This is a genomic window from Nostoc sp. XA010, from assembly GCF_020829625.1.
GTDB lineage: Bacteria > Cyanobacteriota > Cyanobacteriia > Cyanobacteriales > Nostocaceae > Nostoc.
Genome location: NZ_JAIVFX010000013.1, coordinates 40,697 through 56,278 on the forward strand (window position 1 = coordinate 40,697; position 15,582 = coordinate 56,278).

Below are 15,582 nucleotides of genomic sequence, written 5' to 3' on the forward strand. Positions count from 1 at the left end.
CAAATACACAATGCAACAGTACAATAAATAACTCGTTTTTCACTTAGCTTGCGACAAGGTATGCCAGAACCCTTATTATTTCGTTGAGATTTTTTCAATTAGTCTGCGAACCGACACGTTTAAAGTGCTATGGTCTGCACTTCTAGCTATAATTAGCCATACTAGAAACAGAAATCTCATCTATATAACTGTAATGACGATCAAAGAATTGCTATTACAAGAAATTGACAACACTCCAAACGAACTACTAGAGGATCTACTTGGGTTTTTGAAATCACTCAAAACATCTCCAAAACATCCACTAGCCACATATAGAGAACTCTTAGAACGCATTGATTACCTAGAAGCAATAGTAGGTATTCGTAAAGGACTAGATGAGTTTGAGCAGGGTGAAGGAATTCCGTCCGACCAAGCCTTGGCAGCCCTAGAACAAAAACAAGGCATTCCGCCTCGCCCATGAGTTACCAGGTTCTCATTCAACCCACTGCCTTTCAAGAAATCGAAACATCCTATCGTTGGATGTGCGACAATCTGAGTGCTGAAGTAGCCAATAGCTGGTATTATGAGCTTCTTGACGCTATCGCTTCACTGAAAGAATTTCCTAATCGCTGTAGCATAGCACCAGAAGCACCAGTGATTGGTCGTGAAATTCGGCAACTTTGGGTTGGAAAACGAAGAAAATATCGAGTTTTATTTGTCGTGTCAGAAAATACTGTAGCAATTCTTCATGTTCGCAACAGTCGGCAATCTGATCTAGGTGAAGAATCCGAGTGAACTACTCAGACTTGCCTCCGGCTGAAATCTGAGCTTCTGTAATCACGGGGGAGTGCCTTGAAGATGAGGACTTGGGCGACATGTTAAGGGTTTTGGTTAACATAGAAATTCCCCTGACATTGCACATATTGTATGCCCAAGACTTGGAACATTAAGATAGATAACTATTTTCAAGCCAATCCTAGTTGCATTATCGCCACAGCCCATGTAGACAGCTTCCCAACAGACCTGCCCCTAGAACCGAATATTCGGGAAGCAAACCGCAAAAGTGCAACCTACAGACAAATCTTCGACTCGCTGACGACCGAACCTGCAAAATTCTTCTCTCGCCACAGTGGAATCGTTCTGTCAGCCAATAAAGTTAAGCCCAACAGAAACAAAACCGAGCTAGAACTAGAGATATTAGAAGCTAACGAGGGCGGTAGCGATGGGATTATCAACGGCGGGCATACAGTTTTAGCATTTGAGCAAGCGAAAAATTACAAATATGACCTAACCGAAGCCAGAGTAAAAATTACGATTCACATTGGACTGACTGAAGAATCAGCCAAAGACATAGCCCTAGCTTCAAATACCACAACGCCAGTAGATTCTCGCTCCAAAGTCAATGCCAGAGGTGACTACAAATTCATCAAGCAGTACTTAGCCCAGTTAGAACAGAAGGAAAATAGAAAATTCCGCATCGCTTATTATCAAAACCAAAGCGGCGCTCCCAGAAATGCCCAGTGCAATGTCACCCATTTGCTCAAGCTCCTTTACTGCCTCGACAGAAATAAATACAATCCCGACGGCAATAAACGAACCAAACATCCAGCAGGGATGAGTCTTCCAAGTAACATTACAGATGCAGAAAGGGAAAGATTAACCACTTTACTGCCTCTCTTGACTCATGCTTTGTGGATAGAGCAAAGACTGTACGAAATCATTCAAGACCATATCAGCAGCCCCAGAAGAAAGGGTAGCAACGATTTAGCATCAATTGATATACGTAAAACTACATTGTTGCCGGACAGTAAGTACTCTTTTGGGTTTGGTGCGCCAACCGACTTGGCACTACCGATAATTGCGTCCTATCGGGTATTTTTAGACAAAGACTATAAATGGATTCTGCCGTTTAACGAATTCGCTGAAGATTTCCTCCAACACCTGTGGACGAACTATTTCCGCAAATATTTGGTGTCGGAGAAAACAGCAGGAAATACAGTAGGCACAAAAATCAGCCGTAATCAAGAGATTTGGGAAAGTTTGTATATTTCTGCACAAAGTTATCTAAATCAGCACTTGGTGAAAATGGTCAACTCCAGTAAGTCAGAAGAACCGAAAGTTACAGAAGGTACAAACAAGAGGGCAAAAAGGAAAAGCAATGCGACTACTGTGCCTAAATAAATAGCTTTTTACTGTTTGTTCATTAAGGTTAAACGTTGTAGGGGCTTAATTGCCAGCCTGTAGCTCAAGTAATACTGCAATGATCTCCGTCGGCTCTACACGCTTTGTAAAGTCTGGCTCAACAAAGGCATAAGCAACTGTACCATCTGGAGCAATTACGTTTTGTGTAAACGTTGCATTAGCCTACGCCTACTCAAAAGCAAGCTACGCATAGCCTCTCTTAGAGAGGAACGAACGTCTGGGGATTTAGACCCCAAGACTCTCACAAGCTTATGTCTTGGGGATGGGGCGTTAAACCCTTTAATTTACAATAACCTTTTTTAAATTTATTAAGAGAATAATAAAATTTGCAGTTGTAAATTAAAGCGGTTTTAGTGTTGAACAATTACAGCTTGATTTTAATTTCTGAATATGTTTTAATTTTAGCAAAGCTTCATCTAAAATTATTTAAAATTTTGAAATTAAGGAACAATTAGGTGTAAGTTCTCCAAAACTGCCAGTAACGAAATAAAAGTCAGCTTTTAATTTTATTGCGAGCGGTAAAGATAGTTAAGTAATAAAACTTTCCTAAATTTGATGTAGCGATCGCTCTACTACAATCTTTTTTTTATTAATGATAAGTTGTTTAACAAATTAATAACATGAGAACACTATTGAAAGAGCAATTTTTTTAGATTAATTCTCAAACTCAAGTTTAAATCAAACTAGAACTAAAGTTTCATGAAAAAAAAGTATTTTTCCCAAACCCATCTTTGTTATTCACTTCTCTCTTCTCTACCACTATTATTAGCATTGCAAATTGTTTTTGGTAGTCAACCTGCTTTTGGTAGTACATTGAATCGTACACCGATAATTTTGGATGATGATGGTAGTCAGGATGGCATGAATGCTTGGGCGTACATATTGCAAAATCCCAAGTTCGAGGTCAAAGCTATGACCATAAGTCAGGGATTAGCCCGCCCTCAAATATTTGGCAATAATGTCATGCGGATGCTGGCAGGACTGGGAATAACTGGGATACCTGTTGCTGTTGGTAGGGAAACACCCTTATCAGGGAATAATACTTTCCCGGATGCATTTCGAGCAGATACAGATATATTTTGGGCTCCTTTTACCAACCTGCCAGATCAAACCCTTGAAACTGTTGATCAAAGAAGTGCTGCTCAACTGCTTGTAGACACAATAAATCAGTCGCCAGAACCAGTTGAGATTTTAATGACTGGTTCTGCGACAAACATAGCAGATGCACTGACGATCGACCCAAGTATAGCTAAAAAGATTTCGCGTCTGGAAATTATGGGCGGTGCAGTCTTTGTTCCAGGAAATCTCAGGGAACATCTTGACCCGATATTGAAACAAAACCTAGTTTCTGAGTTTAATATTTGGATTGATCCGGTAGCAGCACAAAAGGTCTTTTCCGCAGGATTGCCAATATCTCTAACTCCATTGGATGCAACTAACCAAATTGGTTTTACTCGAGCAGACCAAGCAGCATGGAAAGCAACTGGTACTCCTGAGAGCATTCTGGCATCACAATTATTGGACTACGCTCTGACAAATATTTCTGGAAATGACCCGTTGATTCCTAACCCAGCTTGGGATTTAGTTGCAGCTATTAACCTCAGCGAACCATCATTTTGTCAACCTACACCGCTACACATAGAGGTGAATACGGATGGAAAGCCAGAGGTCAACCAGGGTCAAACTCTTGCTATTCCCAATCAACCACCGAATACTAATGTTTGCTTAAATCCTAGTTTGGCTAACTTGCCATTTAGCAGCCAAGAGTTATTCTCAAATAAGGCTAAACCGCACTCTGTACCAGAAGCTAATTCCGGGCTAGGGTTGTTGGCTGCTGCGGCAAGTGCTGTTTTGTTGCGAAAGCGTTCAAATAGGCAAACTGCCAAGAAACTTCGCAAGGGTTTTCATTTGGGAATTATTTCTTAAAGCTTAAATATTCATCTCTTCGTCACGCTTACTTACAATTGTCTTGCTAATCATCTTGACAAATCCTGTTTGAAATGGAGTGAATCAGAGACGCACTAGTAGTCTGTCAATTTAAAATTGATGGATACGCAGACAGTGTAATCTGTAGAGACTCAAAGCACTGCTCTGGCTTACGTCTAGGGCAGTTTTGTATTGTACGGTAGGTGTAGCGAACTGCAAACATAGCTGCTAAACAAGCTGGATAACCCCAATACCATTCCAGTTCTGTCCGGCGATTGTTGCCAGAGATAGAAGATTCATTTCAGCTTCTGATAGTCTTGAAAAAAGCGATTCAAATCACCTAAAAGTTGACAATACAAACTTTTGTTTTCATAAGTGCCAGTAGCATTCTCCCAAGAATCGCAAATTCTTGGGCTAGTAATCGGCAAAATCAAAACAAATAGAGGCACAATTAAGATAAGGTTTCGGGCATCAGTGATTAAACCACCAACTTCGCTCAGAATAGGTAACTCGTATTGGTGACGATGTGTAATTAGTGTATCCTTGCTTTTCTGTGGTTGAGTTTTTTGCTCCTTTTCTAAATTGAGATTGGGCTGGATATCTATCTCAAGAACGTTCTTCCTGACTACTTCAATTGCCGCCACTAAATCATCTATAGGTTGTCCATTTCTAGCACGAGTGACAAGTATTGCTTCCAGAATTATTAATCTTGACTTGGAAGTTAATAGTATAGGCATCTGTTGATTAGCTTCATTGATGAAATCCTGTTGTTCTTTGAGAAGCTTACTCGTCTGCATATTATGTAGCCACTGTTTTTTAACTAGTAGTTCGCGTTCTGAAAGTTTAAAGCTTTGAGAGAGACTGTTAATAAAATTAACAGCACTCGTTGTTAACTTTTTTAAAGGGCTTGAGGCTACTGAGGGGGAGGTGTTTTGATTATTGTCTTGCATAGGTTATTCAACAAATTTTAATTTTGATTACTATTGCAGCCGTCGAATTTGTACTTAAGATGTGAATTCTGAAGCAATCTTTCGATTCCTTTTCGGATCAGCTCTGGTGGAATCCCGTCTAATTTCAACTCGGTTTGGATAAACTCATCAATTGAATTGGCTTTCGTCTTCTCCAAAAGTGCCAACATTTGTTGAGCTTGGGTTGTTGGTGTGGTTGACTCCTTAGTTTCAGCTTGAGAGGTTTGCTTATTACTTGGTGCAGAGTCAATAAAGTTTTTGGTATCCCGGTTATAACCAGAAAAATTCTTTAACAGAGGCATTGGTATCCATTCATTGATGCCGCCGTAATAAACTGCTCGACCGACTGGTGATTGTGCGGCAATCTCCATGACTTGGGTTGAGGTAATCTTGCGATCGCTGGGGATGAGTTGAGTGGCAATCATGGCATTGTAAGCCGGGACGTTATCAGGATGAACCAACGCCACAGAGGTTAACTGGGATCGCAGTCCGCCAGAAATGCCCAAGTCATCAGTGTGAGGATTTTGCACGACAATCCAGAAATGCCAACCGGAACTATCGCCGCAAGAACAGTAAGAGATGATTTTATCTTTGAGCCAGCCGATTTCACCCTTGGTATTTTTAAATTTGGAACAGACAGCCGTTCCTTCATCTAAAATAATCAGCTTGGAGCCAGAGATATTTTGAAATTCGGTAAAGCATTCTTTGACCCATAAGACTGCTTCGACCGGGGACATTTCTAGGATTTTAGCCCGTTTAAAAGTATCAACACGACCTTTGAAATAACCGGTTTCTTTTTCGTCACCTTTGGGGTCAATATAAAAGATGTGTATGCCAGAATGCAGTTGCTTAATAGCATCGATTGCATTGCTAATGGTGATACCCTTGCCAGAACCAGGGACACCAACCCACAGCATATTGGTAACTTTTTTAGCAATGTGAGCGATTAAGTCATACTGCCCTTGGGGTTTAGTGGTGTAGGTGGAGATTTCGGTATTGACTGGAGGGGAAAAAGCAGGAGGCATGGGAGCAGGGGGCATGGGAGAAATTTCTCCTTCGCTGCCAGCGAAGTGCCCCGTTTCCTCTTCAAACCTTGTTCCCACAGCATGATTTGGTAATTGAGCAAATCGAGCTTGTGGGATACCAAGATTTTGTGGTTGTATCGCCTCTTGAATAACTGTTACTTGTTGGTAGTTAACTCGCGGGTCAATTGTCACTTGCGCTAAATGCCCAGACAATTGCTCACGGGTGGGAAACTGCCCACGTAGCTGAATAAACCAATCAAGTAACCAACGGTAAGCGTAAAATCTTTTTCCTGGCTCAACGGCGCTCAAGTATTCACATACCACATGAGATGATTGCTTGAGCATGGCAAACTCATACTTAGACATTGGCTCCAGATGCAGCATCAAGTCAGCCAGTTCGTTTTTGTTAGCAAAGTATTCGTCTCTGGCAACACTATCACCCATTGCCGAAAGGAAACTGAAGAAGTCGCCACGGATAAAGGGAATCGGTGCAAATTGATGAGTATCGTTTAAATCCTGAACAATTGACCATAGATAACCAACACCAGCTACGACTGCACCGATGGGAGCAAGAGGAGAGGTAGCATAACAAACTGCGCCAGTAAGACCGGTGGCTAGTGTGATGAACTTCGCCAGATTCATGCCATTACGCTCATCTTTGGCGCGGACTAATAACTGATCTTGACGCTCTTGTAACCAAGAGGCGGTATTCCCAGCTTCCAAATACTCAATGCTGGGGTAATCGTCACGTAAAAGTGCCGTTTCTTTGGTTCCTAGCATTGGTATTTGTTGCTGCATGTTAATTCCTCTTACTTAGTTAATTTCCAAATGTTGTAACCAATCTCGCCTGCCATCATTGAGGCACAGTTATAAGCAAAACAAGCCAAAATTGCGGCTGGGTTAGTGTAACGGAAAGGATTACGACCAACAAATGTGGTGGTGATGTCTAGTACCCAGAAAAATAGTGCGATCGCTCCCCCTGTATGACGTTCTTTCATGCCGGCAGCTTTATAATCACCCCATAAAGCCACTGTCAGGTCGATATTCCCATTTGGTTTACTGCCGAGTGTGTATTGTTTCGATTCCTCAAACTCGCTCTTGGCCTGTTGTGGGTCTTTGCCACGCAAGGTTCGAGCTTCCATCACTTGCACTAGTGCAGAGATACCGAAGCTAATCCAAAATAAGGGATTCAATAGGAGTTGTAACCAACCAATCCAACCAATCCATTCAGTTTCAAACCAGGGAAAAATCGGTTTTCCCTGAAATAAAACCTGCCAAATGCTATCAGTAGAAAGGAGTGTACCAATCCAGAAACCAATTGCACCAACAAGCTTGTATCCGGGTGTGCCTGGGGTAACGAATTGGGCAATGATATGTGAAATAAAGATGACTGGCAGTGAGATTAATGCCACAATCCACCGAGCTAATAATTCTAGGTAGTCACTCCCTCCTTTTTTTGGCTCTTTTTGTGGTGATGATTCTGGTTTCGGTTGTGAATTAGATTTGTTTGGAGTGAGATATTTCATAAATCAATTGGGTGAATCTTTAAGTAGTGGCGAATTCTTACAAGCATTTTTGAATCGATATTTCCATTTCCATTGCCTCTGTTCAATTCGCCCAATACATAAACCAGTTGAGTCATACACAAAAACTGTTTCATCTTCTAAATAACCTGTAGTCTCAGGTCTAGGGTTACGTTTTTTCGAGTCTAAATAGTTCCTAATTCGTAACTTACTGAATGAGGGTGTAACTCCAAGAGAGTTAATTTTGTCGGCGGTTTCTGCCCTTTGCTCGGCTTTAATGCGTTCAAGTTCTTCTGACTCTCGAATCGTGATGCCACTGTTGTAAGTTTTAAATTGGGCTGGCAGTTGCGATAACCAAGGACTTGCGATTAACCCCATGCCCAATAATCCCAACATCGCTTGCTTCTGGTATTTCATAACCACTCAGCCAAAATATTTTACGGTTGTTGCCCGTCGATAGTTTGTGTTGTCTGGGGTGGCGGTGCATTAATAACGCGAACATAAACAGACAGCCCAATGCAAACTAGAAAAAAAATGACTGAGAATCCGAAAAGATTCTCCTTGAAGAACTTGCGCCATTTTAAGCTGGAGATTGGAATTTCTCGCTCAACAAAGAGCGTGTCAAATTTTTCAGATCCTGAATTGTCGCAGGTCGTTTCGACTTTTTTTCTGATGTCGGCACTCCTAATTCGTCTAAAAATGCTTTCGGGTCAAAACCAACAGTTGCAGCAGTAGTGAGGGTTTGAACTTGTTGCTTAATTTCATCCCCAGTCTTTAACCCGTACTCTTGGGTAATTTGTTGCCTGATTTCGGGATTCTTGGCCAACTGATAAATAAACGCTATTTCATCAAAACCTTGCTCTGTGCGTCGCTGTAATGAACGAGCATCAAGTTCACTCGTGATTTCATCGAACAATTCTTGCTCAAACTCATGAACTGCCAGCGCTTGAGCAACAGTCTTGCCTGCCACAATGTCCAAGAACGCTTTAAACGTTTCCCGGCTGACTCCAGCAAGATGTAATTGTTCAGTGGCCATATCTATTGCATGAGTCTGTATATTTGCCAAATTGCCACTACCTCCTAACAGCTTCGATTTGTTGAGGGTTGCTTGCGCTAGATTGAACAACCTTTCTAAGCGATCGCTGATTTCTACAGGAAATTCTTCTGCATTTGGATCAACTGTTGGATCTGACTGAGCCAGTTGTTCTAACCCAGCAATGATTTGCTCTGGCTTGTAGTTAGCACTCAATAATTCAAATAATTCTGCACGGGTGAATTTGCTATCCGACATAATGTGTTTCTCCTAAACTGTGTGATGTAAATCCCAGTTGCTCTTGTTCAAACTGGGCGCGGGTGTACTCGACTTTATTTGCTTCAACAATTGCTTCGACGAGAGCTTTTTTGTCAATCCCTTGAGTGATATCTCCAAACAATTCACCAATCTTTCCTACCACCCACACTTGATAAGATGTGATCGGTGCAGCACGAAGATTTTTCTCTTGGGCTAATGCCTGCATCCTTAAAAGTATTAATCTATACTCTGGAATCAAAGAAGCGACTTTTGCCCATCGTTCCAATGTCCGGGGACAAATACCTAAAATTTTTACCGCTTTCGCTTTTGACATTGGTAAAACTAAGGGATTTACCCCTGATTGGCTTTGTTTTTGATTAAAAAGTTGTTTTCTCCATCCTGATTCCATGAACTTAGTCAAATCCGTATCAATAGCCTTAAAAAGATAGTCAATATCCGTAGCATCTAAGTGTCAATATGGATATCAATATGGATGTCCATATTGATATCAATGATCAGCGTCTATTGACTGTCTATTGACCTTGCTCTTTTATAATAAAAAACCGCGCCAAGCGGTTCAAGCTACTAAGTTGACAACTTTGTTGACAACTTTGTTGACAACTTTGTTGATAACTTAGAAATTTTCAGTGCAATATTTACCAAGCTCCTTCGGAGCGAAAACTCTTACCTTCTTTCAACCATTTATTATGATGTATTGCGGCTAAAGCTTTTACTCTCGAAGATGGTTGACGATGAGTTCTAGATGATTTTTTGCAGGCATAAGCTGTCATTGTTCTGGCTCTAACATTTAAATATTCTGATGCCTGTTCATAACTCAATCCCCAAATTTCACAAAAAACTAATGGGTCAAGTTCTTTGATTTCTTCAGTTTGTGCGCTCATACTTTAGCTCAAAAGTTAAGTTTTGGGGTAATTGCCATTTCTGGCAGAAGCGATCGCCTTCTTTGTCCGGTGGCGATCGCTTTAATTTATGCTTGGCTCTTTTATATCAACTGGGCAAATAATTTCCCGTATGGTCATTTTGAAGCCTGACTTTGTTTAACCAACACCGAACGCAAGTACCGCCGACACTCCCACTCTCCCCTATAAATCAGAATTCGCAGCGCCTGTATTTCCTGGATTGGAGAAACACAGATTTCAGCAATTGCAGCAATCAAATTCTGTTGCTGATGCACGTAATCTTGATGCTGCTGCTCTAGCACAGCAATCTTGGAGTTTAGTTGTTGTATCTGCCGTAACGCTTGCGTCAGGGACGATTCTTTGTTTCGAGAGCGATTATTTAGGGTTAATGTCATTTTCTTGCTCCTTCTTTAGATAGTTGAAAGCCTTGCCAATCGGGGCATTCCGCGCTCTCAATGCCTTCGGGATGAACAGAACAAATTAAAGGGGAGCCGTTGTAAGAGATCCCGTGATAGTATTTGCAACCTATACAACTGGTGGGTCTATTTAAAGGTCGAGGTCGGCGCAACATAACTTGGTCAATTTCATTTTGACCAGTAATTCGGTCAACCATGAATGCTGTGATCCCAGTCCCGGCTATTGCTCCACTAATGACGTACATGATATTTCTGCCGAGATATTGAGTGCCGAAATATCCACAAATAATTGTTGCTGCTGCTGCACTAATACAAGAGAGAAAAACTGGTCGTTTCATATTTATTGCTGTTTTTTGGGTGGTTCGTGCTTAGATAACAGAGCGGCAAAATCATAAATCGTTACTGTTGGTTTTGGTTCCGGCTCCGGCTCCGGCTCCGATTTTGACTCTATTACCAGTTCTGGGCTACCCAAACCGACTGCATTTTTAATTTCCTGCTCCATATTTAGGTTCTCCTTGTTGATTAATTTGCTCCACCTGATCAATTGCATCCACTATTTCTCCTAAAATATTGAACGCATCATTTAGCACCACATCGTTTCCAATTCGCAATTCGCAATTCGCAATTCGCAATTAGTACCCTAAGCATGAATATGCTTGCTCTAAATATTGATACTAATTGCTTTTTATAATTGAAATTAGTTGCTCTATACCCTAAACAAATCAATTATTAATTACTTCCGTAATTGCGAATTGCGAATTGGAAATTGCGAATTGTTTTGGCAGCCTTGTAAGATAGTCCGAATCTCTGATGTAGTTAACTTGATTTCTATTAGTGTTTTAACCTTGAAAAACTGAATCGATTTCGCCGTTATCAATAGCATTTTTGGCGTGACGAACAGCCTGGGTATGATTATCAAATGTTTGAGTCGTAGGAGTAGCCCAAGTTGTTTTTAGCAGTTCTGTTTTTCCCACATGAACATCTACAGCACCATGTGATAATTCCGTAGTCTCGATTTTGTAGCCGCCATGTTTAGTTTTGTACTCTTTCATTGCCCGTTTCTTTCCCTAAAATTTGTCCCGTTGAATACTGAGGCTTGCTCCGACCAAAGAACTGCCTAAGAAGGCGGAAAAACAGACCAACATAGCCCCAAGACTTCTGTTTTTCTGGTACTCCCAACCAGAGATGATTATGTTAGGGTTATTAGTCTCGATAATCTCCAGCCCCCAACACCCTATTGCCCCTACTCCTGAAAACCCAGTCAAGAGCAGAGAGACAATTGCAGTTGTTTCTATCGTGCGATCAATGAATACTTTGGGGTTAAATCTTTTTCGAGTCCGGCGTAGAACTAATTTATTACGGGTGTTTGAAGGCAGAGATGATTGATGAGTTACTTTATGGGTTTTCATTTCGCTTCGTCTAACTCCACAAAAAAACCTGCACCTGTATTCGTAATCTTTACTCTTCTTTGATTGACCAATGTTTGAATCACTCCCAAGCTAAAATTGATACTGCATAACCGAGCGCTGCCACCGCAACGACTTAGGTACTGTAGGCACAAGGAGGAATGGTCAGCAGGGGCGGGATGAGTGGATTTTTTCGGCATAATGTTTCCTCTTTGATAATGCGAGTAAGTGTTTAGGCAGAAAAATTAAGAGCATGGCTAGCTTTTTGCCAGTCACACTCTTGAACCTTACAAATGTCGCCAGAAGTTCTTACTGATAGTCTTGAGACTGATTACCTTGGGTTCTGCTGCTGCTTCCGGGGCATGACGAACAGCCACCGCAGCAACTTGTGGTGCAGGTGTCGTTAACAAAGAATTGAGTAATTCCATTTGATAATCGACATCTGCAACAGTACGGTAAATTCCGTGATAATCTATCTGCATCCCCAAAGGCGTAGGGACAATTTTCAGATATTCATTAAGAGCAGATATGTAGGTATTACCAAAATTCTGGAGAGCAACAGCCGGACGGATAATATTCAACAATTGAATAGCTCGTCTAATGTCTACAACACTGCGGCTAGTATCAATCTCTGGCTGACTTTCGCCGTAGCCTTTCATCTTCTTCTCGGCTACCAGATTATGAAATTTAGCAACGGCTCTTTGATGATTGCCTAATGTGTGGACTTTAGTTTGCGCTTGATAACCGACTCTGCCCCACTGCACTGTTAAATTACCATCTTCAACAATGGCAGCCCAGAATTTATTGCTGTTCTGGATAGCATCAACAAAAACTAAATAGATTTCCATGTTTCTTACCCTGTCAATTCACGGCTTGACGGGCATTGCCCCATCTAATTTGATGTTGTAGAGCTTCAAGTATTGTTTCCGCTTCGTGTGTTGTTAGCCCATTTAATTGTGAGCAAATATCTACCAAAAGTTGTGGCATATCCATACCAAGAAATGTGACAAAAAGTGCATCTCTAGAAGCTTCTATTAGTGTGTAACTACTCGGCTCATGCCTTTCTCGCATAAATACATAATTTGTTAACACCGTCCGAAGCAACAATTTTGTTTCTCTGTCTAATTTCTCCAAATATGCGCCATAATTCTCAACCAGTTGGTCAATGGTTGGAGTCTGCCCGTAATAAGTAACTAAGTCTGTTGTCATGTTTCTTCGCCTTATTAACTATGTTAATTAGCTGCTGTTAATTACTAAAGAAAAGAGCGATCGCCCCATAGAATCAGGAGACAATCGCTTTCTCATCAGTTCAGGTTTCTGTATTTGGCAGTCCTGAGAGACTGAGTTTTCGCTGCAACCACAGGACTACTAGCCCGTCGTGCGGTTGATGCCCAGGACTGCATTCGCTCCACTGCCGCCGCATCCTGGATTGCAAGCGGGGTAATCGTTTGACGGCAGGTTTCAAGGTCAGCAAGTGTTACCTGCTGCGGTCTATCCTCATCGAATGCCAGCAGAGCAGCTTCCGAAGCAAGGGTTTCCAGTTCGGCTCCTGAAAACTTCGCGGTGTTTGCAGCGATCGCTTCGAGATACTCCGATTCCAGGTGAATGCCAAAGCGTTGCAGATGAATCGCCAGAATCTGTACACGCTCTGGTTCAGTGGGAAGATCAACAAAGAAATTTTCATCGAAGCGGCCTTTCCGTTTTAGTTCACTTGGTAACGCAGATGGGTCATTGCAAGTTGCCACGACAAACACGCCACTGGTTGATTCCGACATAAACGTGAGAATATTGCCCAGAATCCTCTGTGAGACTCCAGAGGTGTCACCAGTACCCGAAAGCGCTTTTTCTATTTCGTCCACCCATAAAACGCAGGGTGCGATCGCCTCGGCAGTTTTCAAAGCACGTCTGACATTCCCTTCAGACTCACCGACCAGACTGCCCAAGAGGGACGCAATGTCTAGTTGGAGTAGTGGTAAATTGAGAATGTTAGCAATATTCTTGGCTAATAAAGTTTTCCCAGTACCGGGAGGCCCCGCAAGCAACACACCTTTTGGTTGAGGTAGGTGTAGCTCACGCGCTTCTTGTGTGAACAGCCGCCGCCGTCGATTGAGCCACTCACGTAGCAAATCCAATCCTCCAAAGGAGATGCTAGCAGGCTTGCCCAATTCAATACCCATTTGAGACAACAGCCGAGTTTTATACTCGACTGCTTGGGGTATGAAATTACTATCAATTAAAATCCCATCTGATGTTAGGTTATGTTTGACAGTTAACCGCAGGAAGTCGCTAATCTCCTCCAGGGTTAATCCCAGAGCAGCACGAGAAAGAGATTCAATTTCACTTTTATTAAGGGAAATAGTGAAAATCAATTCCTGTTCAATAGCTGACTGTTGTAGGTCATGCAAATAAGAGTTGAGATGTTCAAGTATTTGCTCAACTCCTGGTAGAGGAATTTCACAATAAGGGATTAAGCGTACAAGTGACTCATGTAATTGAATGTTTTGACCCAGCAGCACAATGCGTTTATCAGTCGGTTTGAGACGATGGTAGAGATTTTTTACCTTGCTAACCACCTCCCAAGATAACGAAGGCGAATTCTTACCAATAAACGAGTGAATGTCACCTAAGATAAAGATTCCATCAGCACTAAAATTCGCAATGTAATCAAACACATATAACAATGGGTCAGCGTGTTGTGGTTTCTTATACTCTGCAACTGGTTTAAACACTAATCCCCCATCTGCTGCGATTAAACACTGCTCCAAGGTTAATACTCCCAAATTCCAGAAGAACACGGGACATGAGAGCTTATTGTTAGCTTCAGTAGTCAGCCACTGAATAATCGTCGCTTCATCAGGAGATAAGACATCAACCGCAGCGATAGGGATTTGTGAATCTAATGTGGAGAGAAGATTTGAGAGGTTCATTGTTTTTCAATTTGATAAGGTAATGGCGCTAGTTCATCGTGAGTATTAACAAGTCTCACGACTACCTCATAAACTTCGGCATCGCCGTCAAAAACTTCCGATGTACCGTTGTTCTCTTGGTAGGCAATTGCGGTAACTATGGCATTCAACAGCACACATAGCCCTTCAGTATCCCCTTTGATGATCACGGGGTGGCGTGATTTTTGCTGGGCGTAAATGTGGATGAAAGGATACTCTTTAGGTAGGTACATAAATTTTTTGGGGGAACCCAATCGTTGCGGTTCCCCTTTTCCTGATTTACTGCCGTAAGCGAGTAGAGTGAGTTGAAGTTGTCCGAAGTTGTTGGGTTTGAGCTTCATCTTTAAACGTGCGATCGTTCTCGCCCACAACTCCAAGTGCTTCTTCAAATGGTTGCGTAGCCGATAAACAACTCAAACCCTCGAAGCCCTCAGCCTCTACCCGAACTTCACCTGTAGCGCTGTCGAAATGAATCAAAACTGAACGTTCCATAATTATCTCCGTACAAATTGTTTAACTTCTTGGTGTCCAGCAAAAGTCAGCCGTAAAGTTTGCACACTTCCGTGGGTTTCTTCAGCGATGGCGTACCGCCCACCGGAGGTGATCGCGCATTCTCCAAATTGCTCTTGTAACTCGGCAGCTTTAGCTCTCACCATTCTTTGCCCGTAAGCCAGCATCAACTTGTTACTAAAGAAGTCTTGTCCTAACTTCGGAACTGTTTCATAACTGTCGTGTATTACCTGGTACACACCACTTGACTGATTCCACTTGAATCCGATGTCTGCACGGGCTTTTATAGTGCGACCAGATACGATAATTTCAGCGCTTTGTCCTTGAGAGCCACCGTAGTATCCTTTTAGTGGCTGCGCTTCTTCATGAATTTGTGGATTCAGCTTCAAATCTTGCAAAGCTTGTACCAGGCATTCACGGTTAGCAAGCTTGGTTTTAACTGTTGAGAAATGTGACATGAAAATCTTGTTC

The 15,582-nt window shown here is 42.0% G+C and carries 25 protein-coding genes; 5 read left to right on the plus strand and 20 right to left on the minus strand.

Going from position 1 to position 15,582, the window contains the following annotated elements; genetic code table 11:
- The first annotated feature begins 193 nt into the window (after window positions 1-193).
- From LC608_RS19540 to LC608_RS19555, 4 genes are all read left to right on the plus strand, one after another.
- On the plus strand, window positions 194-460 hold the full coding sequence (locus tag LC608_RS19540; RefSeq protein ID WP_229555100.1) for a prevent-host-death family protein: 267 nt from the start codon (window positions 194-196) through the stop codon (window positions 458-460).
- Window positions 457-774, plus strand: a complete 318-nt coding sequence (locus LC608_RS19545) for a type II toxin-antitoxin system RelE/ParE family toxin (protein ID WP_179069429.1) — start codon at window positions 457-459, stop codon at window positions 772-774. The genes LC608_RS19540 and LC608_RS19545 overlap by 4 nt, the downstream gene beginning before the upstream one ends.
- A 132-nt stretch (window positions 775-906) precedes the next feature.
- The gene (locus LC608_RS19550; protein ID WP_229555101.1) at window positions 907-2,160 is read left to right on the plus strand and encodes an AIPR family protein; all 1,254 of its coding nucleotides are present in this window, start codon (window positions 907-909) and stop codon (window positions 2,158-2,160) included.
- A 720-nt stretch (window positions 2,161-2,880) separates the two neighbouring features.
- The gene (locus LC608_RS19555) at window positions 2,881-4,107 is read left to right on the plus strand and encodes a nucleoside hydrolase (RefSeq protein WP_229555102.1); all 1,227 of its coding nucleotides are present in this window, start codon (window positions 2,881-2,883) and stop codon (window positions 4,105-4,107) included.
- Window positions 4,108-4,403: 296 nt separating this feature from the next.
- Here the strand turns inward: LC608_RS19555 and LC608_RS19560 are convergent, their stop codons facing one another.
- The 7 genes from LC608_RS19560 to LC608_RS19590 form a co-directional block, all read right to left on the minus strand.
- The gene (locus LC608_RS19560) at window positions 4,404-5,057 is read right to left on the minus strand and encodes a hypothetical protein (protein WP_229555103.1); all 654 of its coding nucleotides are present in this window, start codon (window positions 5,055-5,057) and stop codon (window positions 4,404-4,406) included.
- A 17-nt stretch (window positions 5,058-5,074) separates the two neighbouring features.
- On the minus strand, window positions 5,075-6,898 hold the full coding sequence (locus LC608_RS19565; protein WP_229555104.1) for a hypothetical protein: 1,824 nt from the start codon (window positions 6,896-6,898) through the stop codon (window positions 5,075-5,077).
- 11 nt (window positions 6,899-6,909) lie between these two features.
- Window positions 6,910-7,626, minus strand: a complete 717-nt coding sequence (locus tag LC608_RS19570) for a hypothetical protein (protein ID WP_229555105.1) — start codon at window positions 7,624-7,626, stop codon at window positions 6,910-6,912.
- Window positions 7,627-7,629: 3 nt separating this feature from the next.
- Entirely contained in the window at window positions 7,630-8,040 is a 411-nt protein-coding gene (locus LC608_RS19575) for a hypothetical protein (protein ID WP_229555106.1), read from the minus strand.
- A 163-nt stretch (window positions 8,041-8,203) separates the two neighbouring features.
- The gene (locus LC608_RS19580) at window positions 8,204-8,914 is read right to left on the minus strand and encodes a hypothetical protein (protein ID WP_229555107.1); all 711 of its coding nucleotides are present in this window, start codon (window positions 8,912-8,914) and stop codon (window positions 8,204-8,206) included.
- Window positions 8,904-9,323: a hypothetical protein gene (locus tag LC608_RS19585; RefSeq protein ID WP_229555108.1), complete on the minus strand. Its 420-nt coding sequence runs from the start codon at window positions 9,321-9,323 to the stop codon at window positions 8,904-8,906. Before LC608_RS19585 ends, LC608_RS19580 begins: the two co-directional genes overlap by 11 nt.
- Before the next feature lie 247 nt (window positions 9,324-9,570).
- Complete coding sequence (locus LC608_RS19590; protein WP_190937375.1) at window positions 9,571-9,816, minus strand: hypothetical protein; 246 nt, start codon at window positions 9,814-9,816, stop codon at window positions 9,571-9,573.
- Between LC608_RS19590 and LC608_RS19595 the strand changes: the two genes are divergently transcribed.
- On the plus strand, window positions 9,805-9,966 hold the full coding sequence (locus tag LC608_RS19595) for a hypothetical protein (RefSeq protein WP_229555109.1): 162 nt from the start codon (window positions 9,805-9,807) through the stop codon (window positions 9,964-9,966). The genes LC608_RS19590 and LC608_RS19595 overlap by 12 nt on opposite strands.
- Here LC608_RS19595 and LC608_RS19600 read toward each other — a convergent pair.
- The 13 genes from LC608_RS19600 to LC608_RS19660 all read right to left on the minus strand — a co-directional run bounded on the left by LC608_RS19600 (window position 9,951) and on the right by LC608_RS19660 (window position 15,569).
- The gene (locus tag LC608_RS19600) at window positions 9,951-10,229 is read right to left on the minus strand and encodes a hypothetical protein (protein WP_190937374.1); all 279 of its coding nucleotides are present in this window, start codon (window positions 10,227-10,229) and stop codon (window positions 9,951-9,953) included. The two genes, LC608_RS19595 and LC608_RS19600, sit on opposite strands and share 16 nt — an antisense overlap.
- The gene (locus tag LC608_RS19605) at window positions 10,226-10,588 is read right to left on the minus strand and encodes a hypothetical protein (protein WP_094346693.1); all 363 of its coding nucleotides are present in this window, start codon (window positions 10,586-10,588) and stop codon (window positions 10,226-10,228) included. Before LC608_RS19605 ends, LC608_RS19600 begins: the two co-directional genes overlap by 4 nt.
- 2 nt (window positions 10,589-10,590) lie before the next feature.
- A complete protein-coding gene (locus LC608_RS19610; protein WP_189525277.1) occupies window positions 10,591-10,752 on the minus strand; it encodes a hypothetical protein in 162 nt (53 codons plus the stop codon).
- Window positions 10,736-10,882 (minus strand): hypothetical protein, encoded by a 147-nt coding sequence (locus LC608_RS19615; protein WP_229555110.1) that lies wholly within the window; start codon window positions 10,880-10,882, stop codon window positions 10,736-10,738. The genes LC608_RS19610 and LC608_RS19615 overlap by 17 nt, the downstream gene beginning before the upstream one ends.
- Window positions 10,883-11,089: 207 nt before the next feature.
- Entirely contained in the window at window positions 11,090-11,302 is a 213-nt protein-coding gene (locus tag LC608_RS19620; protein ID WP_190937370.1) for a hypothetical protein, read from the minus strand.
- Between the two features lie 15 nt (window positions 11,303-11,317).
- A complete protein-coding gene (locus tag LC608_RS19625; RefSeq protein WP_190937369.1) occupies window positions 11,318-11,659 on the minus strand; it encodes a hypothetical protein in 342 nt (113 codons plus the stop codon).
- Entirely contained in the window at window positions 11,656-11,856 is a 201-nt protein-coding gene (locus LC608_RS19630; protein ID WP_229555111.1) for a hypothetical protein, read from the minus strand. Before LC608_RS19630 ends, LC608_RS19625 begins: the two co-directional genes overlap by 4 nt.
- Before the next feature lie 87 nt (window positions 11,857-11,943).
- Entirely contained in the window at window positions 11,944-12,504 is a 561-nt protein-coding gene (locus tag LC608_RS19635; RefSeq protein ID WP_229555112.1) for a WGR domain-containing protein, read from the minus strand.
- A 13-nt stretch (window positions 12,505-12,517) separates the two neighbouring features.
- Window positions 12,518-12,865 carry a hypothetical protein gene (locus LC608_RS19640; RefSeq protein ID WP_229555113.1) on the minus strand — a complete coding sequence of 116 codons (348 nt, stop codon included), beginning with the start codon at window positions 12,863-12,865 and terminating at the stop codon, window positions 12,518-12,520.
- Between the two features lie 95 nt (window positions 12,866-12,960).
- A complete protein-coding gene (locus LC608_RS19645; RefSeq protein WP_229555114.1) occupies window positions 12,961-14,583 on the minus strand; it encodes an AAA family ATPase in 1,623 nt (540 codons plus the stop codon).
- Entirely contained in the window at window positions 14,580-14,834 is a 255-nt protein-coding gene (locus LC608_RS19650; RefSeq protein ID WP_229555115.1) for a hypothetical protein, read from the minus strand. The genes LC608_RS19645 and LC608_RS19650 overlap by 4 nt, the downstream gene beginning before the upstream one ends.
- 46 nt (window positions 14,835-14,880) lie before the next feature.
- Entirely contained in the window at window positions 14,881-15,093 is a 213-nt protein-coding gene (locus LC608_RS19655) for a DUF2997 domain-containing protein (RefSeq protein WP_229555116.1), read from the minus strand.
- Between the two features lie 2 nt (window positions 15,094-15,095).
- Entirely contained in the window at window positions 15,096-15,569 is a 474-nt protein-coding gene (locus LC608_RS19660) for a DUF1257 domain-containing protein (RefSeq protein WP_229555117.1), read from the minus strand.
- Window positions 15,570-15,582: the final 13 nt, after the last annotated feature.